This is a genomic window from Plantibacter sp. lyk4-40-MEA-4, from assembly GCF_030209415.1.
Taxonomy (GTDB): Bacteria; Actinomycetota; Actinomycetes; order Actinomycetales; family Microbacteriaceae; genus Plantibacter; species Plantibacter flavus_A.
This window is the reverse complement of sequence record NZ_JARVSA010000002.1, coordinates 180,749-196,965: the sequence shown is the minus strand read 5'-3', so window position 1 is coordinate 196,965 and position 16,217 is coordinate 180,749. Positions and strand designations below refer to the sequence as shown.

Annotated in this window: 17 protein-coding genes; 15 read left to right on the top strand and 2 right to left on the bottom strand. The window is 69.7% G+C overall.

All coding sequences use genetic code 11. The features are described from left to right. The 12 genes from rplM to QRN44_RS02950 all read left to right on the top strand — a co-directional run bounded on the left by rplM (nt 1) and on the right by QRN44_RS02950 (nt 10,416). The gene (gene rplM / locus QRN44_RS03005; protein WP_071259493.1) at nt 1-447 is read left to right on the top strand and encodes a 50S ribosomal protein L13; all 447 of its coding nucleotides are present in this window, start codon (nt 1-3) and stop codon (nt 445-447) included. A 28-nt stretch (nt 448-475) separates the two neighbouring features. Next, on the top strand, nt 476-961 hold the full coding sequence (gene rpsI, locus QRN44_RS03000) for a 30S ribosomal protein S9 (protein WP_064296683.1): 486 nt from the start codon (nt 476-478) through the stop codon (nt 959-961). A 25-nt stretch (nt 962-986) separates the two neighbouring features. Next, a complete protein-coding gene (gene glmM / locus QRN44_RS02995) occupies nt 987-2,348 on the top strand; it encodes a phosphoglucosamine mutase (RefSeq protein WP_285038236.1) in 1,362 nt (453 codons plus the stop codon). Nucleotides 2,349-2,394: 46 nt separating this feature from the next. Beyond that, a complete protein-coding gene (gene coaA / locus QRN44_RS02990) occupies nt 2,395-3,348 on the top strand; it encodes a type I pantothenate kinase (protein ID WP_064296681.1) in 954 nt (317 codons plus the stop codon). Nucleotides 3,349-3,474: 126 nt separating this feature from the next. Then, complete coding sequence (gene glmS / locus QRN44_RS02985; RefSeq protein ID WP_285038235.1) at nt 3,475-5,322, top strand: glutamine--fructose-6-phosphate transaminase (isomerizing); 1,848 nt, start codon at nt 3,475-3,477, stop codon at nt 5,320-5,322. 74 nt (nt 5,323-5,396) lie between these two features. Further along, nucleotides 5,397-5,753, top strand: a complete 357-nt coding sequence (locus QRN44_RS02980; RefSeq protein ID WP_064296680.1) for a holo-ACP synthase — start codon at nt 5,397-5,399, stop codon at nt 5,751-5,753. Continuing rightward, nucleotides 5,750-6,910 (top strand): alanine racemase, encoded by a 1,161-nt coding sequence (alr, locus tag QRN44_RS02975; protein ID WP_502928549.1) that lies wholly within the window; start codon nt 5,750-5,752, stop codon nt 6,908-6,910. The genes QRN44_RS02980 and alr overlap by 4 nt, the downstream gene beginning before the upstream one ends. Further along, entirely contained in the window at nt 6,907-7,407 is a 501-nt protein-coding gene (tsaE, locus tag QRN44_RS02970; protein ID WP_121289653.1) for a tRNA (adenosine(37)-N6)-threonylcarbamoyltransferase complex ATPase subunit type 1 TsaE, read from the top strand. Before alr ends, tsaE begins: the two co-directional genes overlap by 4 nt. Nucleotides 7,408-7,417: 10 nt before the next feature. Beyond that, complete coding sequence (gene tsaB / locus QRN44_RS02965; RefSeq protein WP_285038233.1) at nt 7,418-8,047, top strand: tRNA (adenosine(37)-N6)-threonylcarbamoyltransferase complex dimerization subunit type 1 TsaB; 630 nt, start codon at nt 7,418-7,420, stop codon at nt 8,045-8,047. Beyond that, nucleotides 8,044-8,580 carry a ribosomal protein S18-alanine N-acetyltransferase gene (gene rimI / locus QRN44_RS02960; protein WP_285038232.1) on the top strand — a complete coding sequence of 179 codons (537 nt, stop codon included), beginning with the start codon at nt 8,044-8,046 and terminating at the stop codon, nt 8,578-8,580. Before tsaB ends, rimI begins: the two co-directional genes overlap by 4 nt. Beyond that, nucleotides 8,577-9,635: a tRNA (adenosine(37)-N6)-threonylcarbamoyltransferase complex transferase subunit TsaD gene (gene tsaD, locus QRN44_RS02955; RefSeq protein ID WP_285038231.1), complete on the top strand. Its 1,059-nt coding sequence runs from the start codon at nt 8,577-8,579 to the stop codon at nt 9,633-9,635. Before rimI ends, tsaD begins: the two co-directional genes overlap by 4 nt. Nucleotides 9,636-9,729: 94 nt before the next feature. Further along, nucleotides 9,730-10,416, top strand: a complete 687-nt coding sequence (locus QRN44_RS02950; protein WP_285038230.1) for a DUF4190 domain-containing protein — start codon at nt 9,730-9,732, stop codon at nt 10,414-10,416. 39 nt (nt 10,417-10,455) lie between these two features. On the opposite strand, the gene QRN44_RS02945 is transcribed toward QRN44_RS02950, so the two are convergent. Then, a complete protein-coding gene (locus QRN44_RS02945) occupies nt 10,456-11,661 on the bottom strand; it encodes a class I SAM-dependent methyltransferase (protein ID WP_285038229.1) in 1,206 nt (401 codons plus the stop codon). A gap of 158 nt (nt 11,662-11,819) precedes the next feature. Between QRN44_RS02945 and groES the strand changes: the two genes are divergently transcribed. The 3 genes from groES to QRN44_RS02930 all read left to right on the top strand — a co-directional run bounded on the left by groES (nt 11,820) and on the right by QRN44_RS02930 (nt 14,715). Further along, nucleotides 11,820-12,116 carry a co-chaperone GroES gene (gene groES, locus QRN44_RS02940; protein WP_056008047.1) on the top strand — a complete coding sequence of 99 codons (297 nt, stop codon included), beginning with the start codon at nt 11,820-11,822 and terminating at the stop codon, nt 12,114-12,116. A gap of 195 nt (nt 12,117-12,311) precedes the next feature. Beyond that, nucleotides 12,312-13,250: an EamA family transporter RarD gene (rarD, locus tag QRN44_RS02935; protein WP_079003853.1), complete on the top strand. Its 939-nt coding sequence runs from the start codon at nt 12,312-12,314 to the stop codon at nt 13,248-13,250. Nucleotides 13,251-13,437: 187 nt separating this feature from the next. Then, on the top strand, nt 13,438-14,715 hold the full coding sequence (locus QRN44_RS02930; RefSeq protein ID WP_121289665.1) for an ABC transporter substrate-binding protein: 1,278 nt from the start codon (nt 13,438-13,440) through the stop codon (nt 14,713-14,715). A 417-nt stretch (nt 14,716-15,132) separates the two neighbouring features. On the opposite strand, the gene QRN44_RS02925 is transcribed toward QRN44_RS02930, so the two are convergent. Then, the gene (locus QRN44_RS02925) at nt 15,133-16,077 is read right to left on the bottom strand and encodes a hypothetical protein (protein WP_285038228.1); all 945 of its coding nucleotides are present in this window, start codon (nt 16,075-16,077) and stop codon (nt 15,133-15,135) included. Nucleotides 16,078-16,217: the final 140 nt, after the last annotated feature.

Sequence of the window (16,217 nt, the reverse complement as noted above, 5' to 3'; positions counted from 1 at the left end):
GTGACGCGCACGTATTCCCCGAAGGCCAGTGAGATCACGCACGACTGGGTCGTCATCGACGCCACCGACGTGGTCCTCGGCCGCCTGGCCAGCCACGCTGCAGCGCTCCTGCGCGGCAAGCACAAGGCGACCTTCTCCCCCCACATGGACGGTGGCGACTTCGTCATCATCATCAACGCCGACAAGGTGGCCCTCACCGGCGCCAAGCTCCTGCAGAAGAAGGCCTACCGCCACTCCGGTTACCCGGGCGGGCTCTCGGCCGTCACCTACGCCGAGCTCCTCGAGAAGAACCCGATCCGCGCCGTCGAGAAGGCGATCCGCGGCATGCTGCCGAAGAACACGCTCGGCCGCGACCAGCTGAAGAAGCTCAAGGTCTACACGGGCAGCGAGCACCCGCACGCCGCTCAGCAGCCCAAGCCGTTCACGCTCGACCAGGTCGCCCAGTAAGCACCGGACAAGAAAAAAGGATTACACAGTGGCGAACATCGCAGATTCCATCGAAGAGACCCCGCAGAGCTACTCCACCGAGTCGGCTCCCGAAGCAGCAGTCACCGCGCCTCGCGCCGTGCTGAGCGTCCCCGGCGCAGCCGTCGGCCGTCGCAAGCAGGCCATCGCCCGCGTGCGTCTCGTCCCCGGCAGCGGCACCATCACGGTCAACGGCCGCACGCTCGAGGACTACTTCCCGAACAAGCTGCACCAGCAGCTCATCAACGACCCGTTCACCGTCCTCGACCTGGCCGGCGGCTACGACGTCATCGCACGCATCTCCGGTGGTGGCCCCTCGGGCCAGGCCGGCGCGCTGCGCCTCGGCATCGCTCGCTCGCTGAACCAGATCGACGAGGAGAACAACCGCGCCACCCTGAAGAAGGCCGGCTTCCTCTCCCGTGACGCTCGCGTCAAGGAGCGCAAGAAGGCCGGACTCAAGAAGGCCCGTAAGGCTCCGCAGTTCTCGAAGCGCTAAGCGCTCTCAGGACAAGCGAAGCTCGATGCCTCAGCTGTTTGGTACCGACGGCGTACGCGGACTCGCGAACGCCGACCTGACGGCAGACCTCGCCCTCGGCCTTGCCCAAGCCACCGCAGTGGTGCTTGGGCAAGGCCGTAGTGCTGAGGCCCGCTGTGCCGCCGGGAAGCGCCCGGTCGCCGTGCTCGCACGCGACCCGCGCATCTCCGGCGAGTTCCTGTCCGCCGCCGTCGCGGCGGGTCTGGCGTCCTCGGGCGTCGACGTGCTCGAGGCCGGCGTGCTGCCCACGCCCGCGACGGCGTTCCTCATCGCCGACATCGACGCCGACTTCGGCGTGATGATCTCCGCCTCGCACAACCCTGCGCCCGACAACGGGATCAAGATCTTCGCCCGCGGCGGCACGAAGCTGCCCGACGCGGTGGAACGCCGGATCGAGGAATACCTCGACCGCCCCAAGCTCAGCCCGACCGGCGCCGATGTCGGCCGGATCATCCGCTTCGCCGACGCCGAGGACCGCTACGTCCTCCACCTGCTCGGCAGTCTCCCGAACCGCCTGGACGGCATCCATGTCGTCCTCGACTGCGCGCACGGCGCGGCTGCGGGAGTGTCGCCGGAGACCTTCCGCGACGCCGGGGCCAAGGTCACGATCATCGGCAACGACCCCGACGGCATGAACATCAACGACGGCGTCGGCTCCACGCACCTCGACCTCCTGTCCAAGGCGGTCCTCGAGCACGGTGCCGACCTCGGCATCGCACACGACGGCGATGCCGACCGCTGCCTCGCGGTGGACGCTGCGGGCAAGGTCGTCGACGGCGACCAGATCATGGCCATCCTCGCGGTCTCGATGCAGGAGCGAGGCAGGCTCAAGGACGACACGCTCGTCGCCACGGTGATGAGCAACCTCGGCCTGCACGTCGCGATGCGCGAGCACGGCATCAACGTCGTCCAGACCGGGGTCGGCGACCGCTACGTCCTCGAGGCGATGAACGCGAACGCCTATTCGCTCGGCGGCGAGCAGTCGGGTCACGTCATCATGGCCGACTACGCGACCACCGGCGACGGCATCCTCACCGGCCTGCACATCGTGGCCGAGATGGCGCGCACCGGGAAGACGCTCGCGGAGCTGGCCGCGGTGATGCAGGTGTACCCGCAGATCCTCGTCAACGTCACGGGTGTCGACCGCACACGCCTCGCCGGCGACGAGGTCGTCGACGCTGCCGTACAGGCTGCCGAAGCCGAGCTCGGAGACGACGGACGCGTGCTGTTGCGGCCGTCCGGCACCGAGCAGCTCGTCCGCGTCATGGTCGAGGCGGCCGACCAGCCGACCGCCGACCGCCTGGCGCACCGCCTCGCCGACGTCGTCCGCGAACGACTCGCCATCTGAGTCGTCCGGCGACGGGTCGGCACCTCAGCTGTGGAAGAGTGATCGCATGACTTCGACGACGACGGGCGGTGCCTCCGGGCAGCCGACGCCCTACGTGGAGATCGACCGTGCCGAATGGGCGCGACTCGCTCCGGAGACGGCCACACCGCTCAGCGAGACCGAGGTCGTGCAGATCCGCGGCCTCGGCGACCGTCTCGACATGCGGGAGGTCGAGGAGGTCTACGTGCCGCTCAGCCGACTGCTGAGCCTCTACGCGAAGGGCACCCAGGACCTCGGCCGCGCGACGAGCCGGTTCCTCGGCGACCAGGCGCTCCGGACGCCGTTCGTGATCGGCGTGGCGGGTTCCGTCGCCGTCGGCAAGTCGACGATCGCGCGGCTGCTGCGCGAACTGCTGTCGCGCTGGCCGGACACCCCGCACGTCGAGCTCGTGACGACCGACGGCTTCCTCTATCCGAACGAGGAACTCCAGCGGCGCGGCATCATGGATCGCAAGGGCTTCCCCGAGTCGTACGACCGCCGGGCGCTCCTGCGATTCATCACCGCCGTGAAGAGCGGCGCCGCCGAGGTGCGGGCACCGTTCTACTCGCATCTGCGCTACGACATCATCCCGACGGCGCAGGTCGTCGTCCGGCGCCCCGACGTCCTGATCGTCGAGGGCTTGAACGTGCTGCAACCGGCCGCGACGGCCAGCGGACTCGCGATCAGCGACCTGTTCGACTTCAGCATCTACGTCGACGCACGGACGCGCGACATCGAGTCCTGGTACGTCGACCGCTTCATGGCGCTCAAGCGGGGCGCGTTCTCGAACCCGAACTCCTTCTTCAACGTGTTCGCCGAGCTCTCCGACGAGGAGGCGGCCGATCAGGCACGCGGGTTCTGGCGCTCCATCAACGAACCGAACCTCATCGACAACATCCGCCCGACCCGGTCACGCGCGAAGCTCGTGCTGCGGAAGGACTCCGATCACACGGTGTCCTCGGTGCTGCTCCGCAAGCTCTGAGCAGCGGCAGGGGAAGGGCCCGGCAACCGCTGGATCCCGGCAGCACCGTCCTGCTCCCACGCTGAGCGTCGGCGCCTCGAGGTTGGTGCAGGATCCTCGCAAACTCGCGCGATTATGCTGCTCTACATGTGTGGAATCGTAGGGTACGTCGGGAACGACAAGACGGTGGACGTCCTCATGGGCGGACTCAAGCGGCTCGAGTACCGGGGGTACGACTCCGCCGGGATCGCCGTGCTCGACGCGACGGGCTCGCTGAACACCCGGAAGCGCGCCGGGAAGCTGGCCGTCCTCACTGAGGACCTCGCCGCGAACCCCATCGCGCCGGGCTCGACCGGTATCGGTCACACCCGTTGGGCGACCCACGGTGGACCGACGGACCGCAACGCGCACCCGCACCTCGGTGACGAAGGACGCCTCGCGCTCATCCACAACGGCATCATCGAGAACTTCGCCGAGCTGCGCGCGGAGCTCCTCGCGGACGGCTTCACCTTCGAGAGCGACACCGACACCGAGATCGCCGCCGTGCTCATCGGCCGCGAGTACCGCTCCACCGGCGACCTCACCGAAGCCTTCCGCCGCGTCGTCGCTCGCCTGGACGGCGCCTTCACCCTGCTCGCCATGCACCAGGACCTGCCCGGCGTCGTCATCGGCGCGCGTCGGAACTCGCCGCTCGTCATCGGACTCGGCGACGGCGAGAACTTCCTCGGGTCGGACGTCGCCGCGTTCGTGCAGTACACCCAGCGCGCGGTCGCGATCGGTCAGGACCAGATGGTCGTCATCACGCCCGACGACGTGACGGTCACCGACTTCGCCGGCAACCACGTGGTGACCGAGCCGTTCGAGATCCAGTGGGACGCTTCGGCGGCCGACAAGGGCGGCTGGTCGAGCTTCATGGCGAAGGAGATCAGCGAGGAGCCCGATGCGGTCGCGAACACGATCCGCGGGCGGGTCGAGGGCGGCCAGGTCGTCATCCCCGAACTCGCCGGTCTCGACGAGCTCTTCCTCGACATCGACCGCATCGTGATCATCGCGTGCGGCACCGCCGCCTACGCCGGCACGGTCGGCACCTACGCGATCGAGCGCTGGGCCGGGATCCCGGTCACCGTGGAGCTCAGCCACGAGTTCCGCTACCGCGACCCGGTCATCGACGCGCGCACGCTCGTCATCTCGGTGAGCCAGTCGGGCGAGACCATGGACACGCTCATGGCGGTGCGTTTCGCGAGCGAGTCCGGCGCGAAGACGCTGTCGATCTGCAACACGCAGGGCGCCACGATCGCGCGTGAGTCGGACGCCGTGGTGTACACCCATGCGGGGCCCGAGGTCGCTGTCGCGTCCACGAAGGCGTTCACCGCCCAGATCACGGCGCTGTACCTGTTCGGGCTGCACCTCGCGCGGGTGCGCGGCACCCAGACTCCGGAGTTCCTGGCGTCGCAGGTCGAGGAGCTGCAGGGCGTGCCCGACAAGATCGCCAGCATCCTCGGGGCCTCCGAGAAGATCGCGCAGCTCGCCCACTGGATGGCCGACTCCCGCGCGGTGCTCTTCCTCGGCCGCCACGTGGGGTACCCGATCGCGCTCGAGGGTGCGCTGAAGCTCAAGGAGCTCGCGTACATCCACGCTGAAGGCTTCGCCGGTGGCGAGCTCAAGCACGGCCCGATCGCCCTCATCGAGCCGGGCCAGCCCGTCTTCGTGGTCGTCCCGAGCCCACGTGGCTCGGCGATCCTGCACCCGAAGGTCATCTCGACCATCGAGGAGATCCGTGCACGCGGTGCCCGGGTCATCGCGATCGCGGAGCAGGGCGACGCCGCCGTCCTGCCCTCGGCCGACGAGGTCATCCAGATCCCGCTCGCCGGTCCGCTGTTCGAGCCTCTGCTCGCCGTCATCCCGCTGCACATCTTCGCGATGGAGCTCGCGACGGCGAAGGGCCTCGACGTCGACCAGCCGCGCAACCTCGCGAAGTCCGTCACGGTCGAGTAGGGACGGTCCGCGGGGTCCGAGGTGGCCCGTCGAGCGAGCCTCGGGGCCGCACACGACGGCCGTAGAGTAGAGGGATGATCATCGGCATCGGGGTGGACCTGGTCGACCTCGCACGGTTCGAACGGGCGATCACGCGCACCCCGAACCTGCTGGCCAGGCTCTTCGTCCCGTCGGAACGCGACCTCCCGCTGCGGTCCCTCGCAGGACGGTTCGCCGCCAAGGAGGCGCTCATCAAGGCACTGGGTTCCTCGGACGGTATCCGGTGGCAGGAGATGGCGATCGTGAACGGCCCGGAGGGGAAGCCCGACTTCGCGCTGTCCGGCGTCACGGCGGGTGTGGTGGCCGAGCGGGGGATCACGAGCATGCACCTGACCATGACGCACGACGCCGGGGTCGCCGTCGCGTTCGTCGTCGCGGAGCGGGAAGGATGACGCCCGTGTCCGAGGTCGACGAGCGCCCGACCCGCGAGGCGATCATCGACCTCGACGCCCTGCGCCACAACGTCCGTCGCCTGCGCGAGCTGACCGGCGTCGGTGAACTCATCGTCGTCGTCAAGGCCGACGCCTACGGGCACGGTGCCGAGGCGATCGCCCGCGCGGCGATCGAGGCCGGGGCCGATCGCCTGGGAGTCGCCGACATCATGGAGGGCGTCGCGCTGCGTGCCGCCGGGATCACGGCACCGATCCTCGCCTGGCTGCACGGCCCGCAGGTTGCGTTCGGCGCCGCACTCGATGCCGGGATCGACCTCGGTCTGTCGTCGGTGGCGCAGCTCGAGCGCGTGATCGAGGCCGCTCGGGATCGGCCGTCCGTCGTGCCGGTCGTCCAGTTCAAACTGGAGACCGGACTCAGCCGGAACGGTGCGGCCGAAGCCGACTGGCCGGAGCTCTTCCGAGCCGCCGCAGCCGCTGAGGCTGCGGGGCTCGTCCGGGTCGACGGGCTGTTCTCGCACGTCTCCAACACCTCCACCGCCGACGACCGGGCCGCCGCTGTCCGCTTCGAACGCGGTGTCGCCCTCGCCGCGGAGGCCGGTCTCACGCCGCGGAGTCTGCACCTCGCCGCATCGGCGGCAGCGCTCGGCGAGCCCTCCCTCCGCTTCGACGCCGTCCGCCTCGGACTCGCGGTGTACGGCCTCTCGCCCTTCGAACCCACCGAGGACGTCGACCGCTCGGCCGACGCCTTCGGCCTCAGGCCCGTCATGACCCTCCGGGCGACGGTCGCCGCCGTGCGTCGGGTCGAACCGGGTGCCGGGGTGTCCTACGACTACAGCTACCGGACCAGCACGGCGACGACGCTCGCCCTCATCCCGCTCGGATACGCCGACGGTGTGCCGCGCAGCGCCTCGAACGCCGGTCCGGTCGTCATCAACGGACGCCGCTACCGGGTGTGCGGGCGGATCGCGATGGACCAGTTCGTCGTCGACGTCGGTGACGACGCGGTCGCCGTGGGCGACGACGCCGTGCTCTTCGGCGATCCGGCGTCCGGCGCGCCGCGCGTCGAGGAGTGGGCGGAGGCCGCCGGCACCATCAACTACGAACTCGTCACCCGGATCGGACCGCGCGTCGTCCGGACGACCAGGGAGCGGCCATGACCGATCACGTCCTCACCCCGGGCACCGTCGACGTGGCGACGCCCGAGGAGATGCATGCCTACGGCGTCCGGCTCGGCGCCGCATTGCGCGCCGGGCAGCTTCTCGTCCTGACCGGGCCGCTCGGAGCGGGCAAGACGACCCTCACGCGAGGGATCGGCGAGGGCCTCGGGGTCCGCGGCCCCGTCACCAGCCCCACCTTCGTGCTCGCCAGGACGCACCCGAGCCTCGTCGGAGGTCCGCCGCTCGTCCACGTGGACGCCTACCGGCTCGGCTCGGCGCTCGAACTCGACGACCTCGACATCGACTTCTCCCGATCCGTCGTCGTCGTGGAATGGGGAGCGGGATTGCTCGACGGCGTGGTCCCCACGTGGTTCGAGCTCGTCATCGAGCGTCCGACCGGAGCCGGCGACGAACCCGCGACGGACGATGCCGGCGAGGAGCCGATCGAGCGCCGGACCCTCACGCTCTCGCGGCACCCCGCCATCGACGCCGGGTAGGCTGGACGACGTGCTGTTGGCGATCGATACATCCGCGGGTTCGAGCGTCGCCGTCGTCACCCTGGGTGGCGAGGTGCTGGCCGAACGGTCCTCCGACGACCCGATGCGGCACGCCGAGGTCATCGGGACGCTCATCGCCGGATGCCTCGACGACGCCGGGATCGAGGTCGCCGCGCTCACCGGGCTGGTCGCGGGTATGGGACCAGGGCCGTTCACCGGACTCCGGATCGGGATCGCCGCAGCCCGCAGCTTCGGGATCGGCGCAGGCCTCCCGGTGCACCCCGTGGTGAGCCACGATGCGATCGCGCTCGACGCCTACCGTTCCGGTTCCGCCGCAGCCGACGCCACGCTCCTCGTGGTCACCGACGCCCGCCGTCGCGAACGCTACTGGACCAGCTACGCCGGACTCGACGCAGCCGGGCTCCCGGTCCGCGTCCAGGGGCCGGCCCTCGCGAAACCCGACGACCTCCCGACCTCCGAATCCGTGCGCCTCGACGCACTCGTCGTCCCCGCCGGGGCGTTGGGACAGGTCGCCGCCGCACTCCTCGCCACCGATGGCGGATTCGCGGGGGAGGAGCCGTTGTACCTCCGCTCACCCGACGTCACGATGTCCGCGGGCGCCAAGCGGGTGACGGCGTGAGCTGGTCGCTGCGCCGCGCCGGTGTCGCCGACCTCGACGCGATCATGGAGCTCGAGCACACCGTCTTCGTGAACGACGCCTGGTCGGCGGACATGATGCGCGCCGAACTGTCGTCGCCGCACGGGTACTACCTCGTCGCGAAGGAGGTCGACGCCGACGACGCGACACTCGCCGGCTACGGCGGTCTCTTCGCGCCTTCCCGCTCCGACGACGCCGACATCCAGACCATCGCCGTCGCCGGGTACGCCAGAGGACGAGGACTCGGGCGACTCCTCATGCAGGCGCTCATCGAGCAGGCCAGGCAGCAGGACGTCACCCAGGTCTTCCTCGAGGTCAGGGCCGACAACCCCGTTGCGATCACGCTGTACCGGAGTCTCGGCTTCGAGGAACTCGGCGTCCGCCCCGGCTACTACCAGCCGGACGACGTCGACGCCATCGTCATGCGACTCACGGTCCAGCCGAGGCCGCCCATGCCCGCCCACGGCCAGTCCCCGCTCGACCAGACCGACCAGCACCCCGGGAGCATCGCGTGAACCGAGCAGAACCGCTCGTCCTCGGCATCGAGACGAGCTGCGACGAGACCGGGATCGGCATCGTCCGCGGACACCACCTGCTGGCGAACACCATCGCCTCGAGCATGGACGAGCACGCGCGGTACGGCGGGGTCGTCCCGGAGGTCGCCGCGCGCGCCCACCTCGAGGCGCTCGAGCCGACGCTCACGGCGGCGCTCGCCCAGGCCGGCGTCGCCCTGGCCGACCTCGACGCCGTCGCGGTGACGAGTGGCCCCGGCCTGTCCGGCGCACTCATGGTCGGCGTCGGTGCAGCGAAGGCGCTCGCTGTCTCCCTCGGCAAACCGCTGTACGCCGTGAACCACCTCGTCGGTCACGTCGGCGCGGACGTCCTCGACTCCGAAGGCGGGGCGATCGAGTACCCGACGATCGCCCTGCTCGTGTCCGGCGGGCACACCTCGCTGCTCCTCGTGCGGGACCTCGTGTCGGACGTCGAACTGCTCGGCGAGACCATCGACGACGCGGCTGGCGAGGCCTTCGACAAGGTCGCGCGCATTCTGGGCCTGCCCTACCCGGGCGGGCCGCAGATCGACCGTGCGGCCGTCGGCGGCGACCCGAAGGCGATCCGCTTCCCCCGCGGACTCAGCCTGCCGAAGGACATGGAGCGGCACCGCTACGACTTCTCCTTCTCCGGCCTGAAGACGGCCGTGGCACGCTGGGTCGAGGCGAAGCAGGACGCGGGGGAGCCGGTCCCCGTCGCGGACGTCGCCGCCAGTTTCCGCGAGGCCGTCGTCGACGTGCTCATCTCGAAGGCGGTCAGAGCATGCACCGAGCTCGGCGTGCCCCGCCTGCTGCTGGGGGGCGGCGTCATCGCGAACGCGCGGCTCCGCGAGGTGGCCGCCGAACGCACCACCTCGGCCGGGATCGAACTCCGCATCCCGCCGTTGCAGCTCTGCACCGACAACGGTGCGATGATCGCCGCACTCGCCGCGCAGCTCATCTCCGCCGGGCACGAGCCGTCCTCGCTCGACTTCGGCGCCGACTCGACCCTGCCGGTCACCGAGATCCAGGTGTACTGACCGCTCGACCAGCCGTCTCCCGGCCGTCGACCGGGTGCGCGGACGTCGGCGCATAGGATGGGCCGGTACCCGGTCACGGATCGAAGGAGCGGCGATGGATCAGCACGAGCACCCCGACGGACGACCTCAGCACCAGGACGGTGCAGTGGACGGGCAGTCGCGCCCGCCGCAGGCCGAGCAGCCCACCGGGCAGCCGCAGCAGCAGTGGGGGCAGCAGCCTCCTCACCAGCCGCAGGCCCAGCAGCCCTGGTCGAAGTACCAGCCGCCGCAGCCCTCCCAGCAGGCTGTCGCGCCGCAGGGCCGGCAGCAGCCGTACGCGCCCCAGCAGCCGTACCAGCCCCAGGGCCAGCAGCAGCCCTACCAACCTCAGCAGCCGTACCAGCCCCAGGGCCAGGCCTCCCCTCCACCAGCGGGTTGGCAGGGCGATCACGCGACCTATCTCCAGACGGTGCCGACGGCGGTCTACCAGGCACCGAGCCAGGGCGGCTACGCCGCGTACCAGCAGTCGCAGACGCAGAGCCCTGCCGCGTCGACCGGGACCTCACGGAGCACCTGGTCGCTCATCACCGGTCTCGTCGGTCTCGTCGTGTCGGTCTTCGTCGGTTGGGGCTTCCCCCTGTCGATCGCGGCCATCGTCCTCGGATTCGGAGCCAGGCGTCGCGAGCCGCAGGGCCGAGGCCGCGCCCTCACAGGCCTCGTGACCGGGTTCGTCGGCCTCGCCTGCTCCGTCGGCTGGCTCGCCTACAGCGTCGTCGTGATCATCGGGTACGTCTCGACCTGATCCGCCTCGGGGCGCTGCGGCTCGGCGGACACCGTCGGGTCAGACGTCAGCGGCCGGTGTCACCCGTTCGACGAGCAGCGCACTGTGTTTGCCCGCGATCCTCGTGAGGATGATCGTGGCCGAGCCGTCTCCCTTGAGCGCCATGCGCTTCCGGAACGCCGCGGGGTCGACGTCGACGCCGCGCTTCTTGATCTCGAGGACACCGATCCCGCGATCCCGCATCGTGCGCTTGAGGACCTTCTCGTCCATCGGTAGCCGCTCGAGCACCCGGAAGGTCGTGGCGAACGGCGAGGTCGTCGCCGTGTCGGAGGTCAGGTAGGCGATGCCCTGGCCGAGCATGCCGGCCTCCAAGCGGACGGCGAGGTCGCCGATGAGTCGGGCCCGGATCACCGACCCGTCGGGTTCGTGCACGTAGTCGCCGAGTTCCCGCACGGGGGCGTCGTCGGCGTCGGCCTCGGCGTGCAACTCGTGGTGGACGCCGTCCGCGAGGAGGAGCGCGGACCGTCGGACGTCGGGACGGGCCAGCGGGCCGAACCAGAGCGCCATCTCGACGAGCTGTCCGTCGACCGACACCCACTGCGCCTCGGCGTCGTCGGGGATGAGTGAGCGGTCGAATCCGGGCCCGAGCTTGACGCCTGTGGGGAGGCTGGTCGCCGCACCGAAGACCAGGTCGAGGGACGGGGTGTAGTCGGCGGCACTGGACAACCGCGCGGTGTCGGCGTGTCCTGCGGTGCGCCGCGCGGGATCGAACCAGACCGCGTCGAAGTCGTCGAGCGAGACGTCCTCGGCGGCGGCGTTCCGCACGGTCGCCGTGGGGAACGGGGCGAGGTTGTAGCTGGCGATGGCCGCGGTGACCTCGTCGATGTCGACCGCCGTGACCTCCAGGTCGAGCGAGGCCATGGCCATCGAGTCGGCGCCGATGCCGCTGCCGAGGTCGGCGACGCGCGTGAGGCCGGCCCGGGCGAAACGTCCGGCGTGCAGCGCGGCGACGGGAAGGCGCGTGGCCTGTTCGAGGCCCGCCTCGGTGAACAGCATGCGGCCGGCGAACGGACCGAACTTGCCGACGGCTTTCTGCCTGAGCCGCGACTGCGTGAGGACCGCCGCGACCAGCTCGGGGGAGTGGCCCTCCTTGCGCAGGCGCCCGACCAGGCGGACGGCCTCGTCCTTCGTCGGGTAGGGCGGCAGGGAGTCGAGGAGCCTGAGGCCGTCGGCCGTGAGGAGTTCGACGAGTTCCGAACGGTCCATGGTCAGTGGGCCTCGGGCGGAGCTGGATGCATCCGGCAACGGTAGCAGCCGCTGATTGGCACTCGCATTGCATGAGTGCCAGAAGATGCCTACACTGGAATCAGCACTCTCGCAGTGTGAGTGCTAACCACGTCTTCGTTTCAAGAAAGAGGTCAACCGTGTCGGTCTCCATCAAGCCGCTCGAGGATCGCATCGTCATCAAGCAGGTCGAGGCAGAGCAGACCACCGCTTCCGGTCTGGTCATCCCCGACACCGCCAAGGAGAAGCCCCAGGAGGGCGAGGTCGTGGCGGTCGGACCCGGTCGCATCGACGACAACGGCAACCGCGTCCCGCTCGACGTCGCCGTCGGCGACAAGGTGATCTACTCCAAGTACGGTGGCACCGAGGTCAAGTACGCCGGTGAGGACTACTTGGTCCTGTCCGCGCGCGACGTCCTCGCAGTCGTCGTCCGCTAGTCACCAGCGCACGGATCCGGCGGCTCAGGCCGCTCGACAGCCCGAATGGCATTCGCCGTTCGGGCTGTGTCCGTTTTCGGAGGGTGTCGCGGGGAGTCGCGGGTCTAGCCTGGACCAGTGCAGAACCCCAGCGATCCAGCCGACGTCGACATCCACCCCGTCTCCGTCGACGGGGGAGTGGATCGACGTGCGAGTGTGGCCGTGCCCCAGCAGGGGAGCCGGTCCGGACTGCTCTCGGCGGTCGCCGCCTACTGCCTCTGGGGAGCGCTCCCGCTCTACTTCATCGCCCTCGCACCGGCCGGCGCCTTCGAGGTCGTGGCGTGGCGCATCCTCTTCTCCCTCGTCTTCTGCGCCGTCCTCATCCTGGCGACCCGTTCCTGGCGTCGACTGTTCGGCATCCTCCGCCAGCGCCGCATCGTCCTGACGATGGGCCTCGCCGGAGCGCTCATCTACGTCAACTGGCAGACCTACGTCTACGGCGCGCTCAACGGCCAGGTGGTCGAAGCGTCGCTCGGGTACTTCATCAACCCGATCGTGACCGTCTTCCTCGGCGTCTTCTTCCTCCGGGAGCGGCTGCGTCCGGCCCAGTGGGCCGCGGTGGTCGTGAGCGTGATCGCGGTCCTCGTCCTCGCGATCGGACACGGCAGCGTCCCCTGGATCGCCCTCATCCTGGCTTTCTCATTCGGCCTCTACGGCTACATCAAGAAACTGGTGGGCGGCTCGGTCGACGCCGTGTCCGGGTTGACGCTCGAGACCGTGTGGCTGATGCCGGTCGCGATCGCCCAGCTCATCGCGGTCGGCGTGACCGGTGGGCTGACCATCGGCACCGCAGGCGTCGGGCACGCCCTGCTGCTCGTCGGTGCCGGCGTCATCACCGCCGTCCCGCTCCTGCTGTTCGCGGCGGCGGCGCGCCGCCTCCCGCTCACCTGGATGGGTTTCATCCAGTACTTCGCACCGATCATCCAGTTCGTCGTCGGTGTCGCGGTCCTGCACGAGGCGATGCCGCCGGAGCGCTGGTTGGGCTTCGGTCTCGTGTGGCTGGCGCTCGCGATCCTCACCGTCGACATGCTCGTCGCCTCCACCCGTGGTCGTCGGGCCGTCGGGGCCGAACGGCGCCGCTCGACGAGCATCTGAACAGCGGATTCCAGCGCTGATCGCGCGACCACTGCAGGAAACGCGCGAAACAGCCCCTCCTGAGGTAACGATTTGGTCGTGTTACACGCTTGTAACGTCAACGACATTGTCCAGCGCACGTGCAGCGGATAACTTGACTCAACGGCAGCCCCTGGAGCTGCCACTCTTCTGACAAGCAAGGAGTACCATGAGCGTCTTTTCGAAGGCCACGGCCGCTCGCTCCCGCCCACGTTCCATCGTTCTCGGTGGTATCGCACTGATCGGAGCCAGCGCGCTGGTCCTGAGCGGTTGCGCCTCGAGTGGTAGCGGCGACAGCGGCAGCAGCAGCAAGCCTGCTGGCGACCTGACCCTGAAGCTCGGCACGGCGTTGCCGCAGACCGGTAACCTCGCGTTCCTCGGCCCGCCCGAGGAGGCCGGTGTCGGTCTCGCGGTCAAGGAGGTCAACGACGCAGACCTCGGCATCAAGATCGACCTGACGCTCGGCGACTCGGGTGACTCTGACAACAAGGCGTACGCGACCGAGGTCCCCCGTCTGCTCTCCGAGGGCGTCACCGCCATCATCGGTGCAGCGTCCTCGGGTGTGTCGAAGCTCTTCATCGACGAAGTCACCGGCGCAGGCGTCATCCAGTTCTCCCCGGCGAACACCTCCGCGGACTTCACCACGTGGGACGACAACGGTCTCTACTGGCGGACGGCGCCGTCCGACGTGCTGCAGGGCGAGGTCCTCGGGAACCTGATCGCGGAGGACGGCAACGCCACCCTCGGCATCATCTACCTGAACGACTCGTACGGCACCGGCCTCGCGAAGTTCACCAAGGAGGCGTTCGAGAGCGCCGGCGGTGAAGTGGTCGCCGAGCAGTCGTACAACACCGGTGACACCTCGTTCGACGCGCAGATCAGCGCGGTCAAGGCGGAGAACCCCGACGCGATCGCGATCATCGCGTTCGAGGAGACCAAGACGATCGTCCCCGGTCTCGCCGGCTTCCCGTCGGACAAGCTCTACTTCGTCGACGGCAACCTCGCCGACTACAGCGCGGACTTCGCTCCGGGCACGCTGACGGGCGCCAAGGGCACGCTGCCCGGTCTCGACACCGCGAAGCTCGGTGACTTCACCGACCGCCTCCAGGCGTTCGTGAAGGACGAGGGTGGCGAGCCGCTGAAGGACTACAGCTACGCGGCTGAATCCTACGACGCCGTCATCCTGCTCGCCCTCGCGGCGCTGCAGGCCGGTTCGACCGAGGGTGCCGACATGGCGGCCGAGCTCCAGTCCGTGTCCGGTGGCAAGGACAAGGGCGAGAAGGTGACCACCTTCGAAGAGGGTGCGAAGGCCATCGCCGACGGCAAGAAGATCGACTACGACGGCAACTCCGGTCCGATCACGTTCGACGAGAACGGCGACCCGACCGAGGCGACCATCGGTATCTACCAGTACGGTGACGACAACAAGTACACCCGCATCAACTAGTCGCCCACGCGACTGACGAGGCCTCGGAGTGATCCGGGGCCTTCGTCGTGTCCGGCAGCTGTAACTGCCCCCGCGTGTGCTGTGCCGTGTGTGGTGGCGCCAGCGCGGTGCGCTGACGCGAGCGCGGGTCCAGCGCGTGAGCGCGGGTCTCCGGAGACCCGCGCTCACGCGCCTGCGACGCGCTCACGCCGATTCCGAGCCCATGCGGCACAGCGGGGCGCGCTCACGCCGGCGCACCGCGCTGACGACGGGAGGGGGCTCCTGCCAGCGCACCGCGCTGACGGAGGGAGCGGTGCGCTCACGCTGGCGCGCCGCGCTGACGACGGGAGGGGCTCCTGCCAGCGCACCGCGCTGACGGAGGGTCCGGTGCGCTCACGCCGGCGCACCGCGCTGACAGCGACCAGTCGGACGCCCGGGTCAACGGAACGCGCGTTGCAGCCCTGCGCGCTCGAGCTTCGTGGCGAGCCGACTCGGATGCACGAGGTCCTCCCAGGTGGCGCGGACGACGGTGTACCCGAGCGCGCGCAGACGGTCCTCCCGATGCTTCTCCGCCAGGACGATGTCGGCCACGTCCCGCCCCTGCGTGAACTCCTCCCGCACATACTTCTGCCGGCCGTCGAGTTCGAGGATGATGCGCTCGTCCGGCCAAACCGCATCGACCACGCCGACCGGTCCGTCCGCGTCGGAGAAGGCATGCTGCAGCACCGGCAGGGCGAAACCGAGCTGCGCGATCACGACCCGCATCTTCGATTCACCACCGTTCGCGGCGAGCGGGTCCGCGAACTCGATCGCAAAGCGCACCTGGCGTCCTCCCCGCCGGCCCGGCAGGTCTCGTGCGAGCGAGCGGAGCGCCGTCTCGTCGGTGAGCTTGAGCCGGAGGGCAGCGTCGGCGACGGCGACGGCGTCCTCAAGGCGGGCGATCCGAGCGAGATCGACGACGGTCCGAGCCGGGTCCGTGACCGCGAGCCCGTGCCGCATCCGCCGGGTGACAGAGCCCTGCGTGGTGTGACGGATGATGCCGGGTGCCGAACGTCCTCCGCGATCACCGCTCGTCAGCGTGTGCACCTCGGGAGGCCACGGACCCACGATCGGGAGTCCCCACAACCGCGCCGCCGAGTAGTGGCTGAACAGTGCGTCCTTTCGGAGCGCAACGGCCGCGGCATCGATCCGGACCCGGTAGCGGTCATCGGGGGACAGGGAACGCCATATCGGTTCAGGGACGTAGATGCCCTTCCGCAGACGCACCAGGTCGCCGTCGCGGTGGGCGGCGCTCACCAGGCGCTCGGCACCGACCCGGCGTGCATCGCGGACAAGCAGGAGTCCGTTCGGGCGGAGGAGCAGGTTGAGGTCGAAGGATTCCATCGCCTCACCGTGCCCGTTCGACTCCGACAGCAGCTCGTGTCGTGGAGGCGATGTGGAGAACTGCTCCCATCCAGCCTCCGGTGGAGCGAGGGTGGAATGGCACCCAGCGCGGTGCGCTGACGCCAGCGCGGGTCGTCGGC

What these genes read in the sequence shown, in the direction of transcription:
- alr (WP_502928549.1), top strand. Translation starts at nt 5,750, where the DNA reads ATGACGCCCGTGTCCGAGGTCGACGAGCGCCCGACCCGCGAGGCGATC.
- tsaE (WP_121289653.1), top strand. Translation starts at nt 6,907, where the DNA reads ATGACCGATCACGTCCTCACCCCGGGCACCGTCGACGTGGCGACGCCC.
- QRN44_RS02945 (WP_285038229.1), bottom strand. Translation starts at nt 11,661, where the DNA reads ATGGACCGTTCGGAACTCGTCGAACTCCTCACGGCCGACGGCCTCAGG.
- QRN44_RS02950 (WP_285038230.1), top strand. Translation starts at nt 9,730, where the DNA reads ATGGATCAGCACGAGCACCCCGACGGACGACCTCAGCACCAGGACGGT.
- glmS (WP_285038235.1), top strand. Translation starts at nt 3,475, where the DNA reads ATGTGTGGAATCGTAGGGTACGTCGGGAACGACAAGACGGTGGACGTC.
- QRN44_RS02980 (WP_064296680.1), top strand. Translation starts at nt 5,397, where the DNA reads ATGATCATCGGCATCGGGGTGGACCTGGTCGACCTCGCACGGTTCGAA.
- glmM (WP_285038236.1), top strand. Translation starts at nt 987, where the DNA reads ATGCCTCAGCTGTTTGGTACCGACGGCGTACGCGGACTCGCGAACGCC.
- QRN44_RS02925 (WP_285038228.1), bottom strand. Translation starts at nt 16,077, where the DNA reads ATGGAATCCTTCGACCTCAACCTGCTCCTCCGCCCGAACGGACTCCTG.
- QRN44_RS02930 (WP_121289665.1), top strand. Translation starts at nt 13,438, where the DNA reads ATGAGCGTCTTTTCGAAGGCCACGGCCGCTCGCTCCCGCCCACGTTCC.
- coaA (WP_064296681.1), top strand. Translation starts at nt 2,395, where the DNA reads ATGACTTCGACGACGACGGGCGGTGCCTCCGGGCAGCCGACGCCCTAC.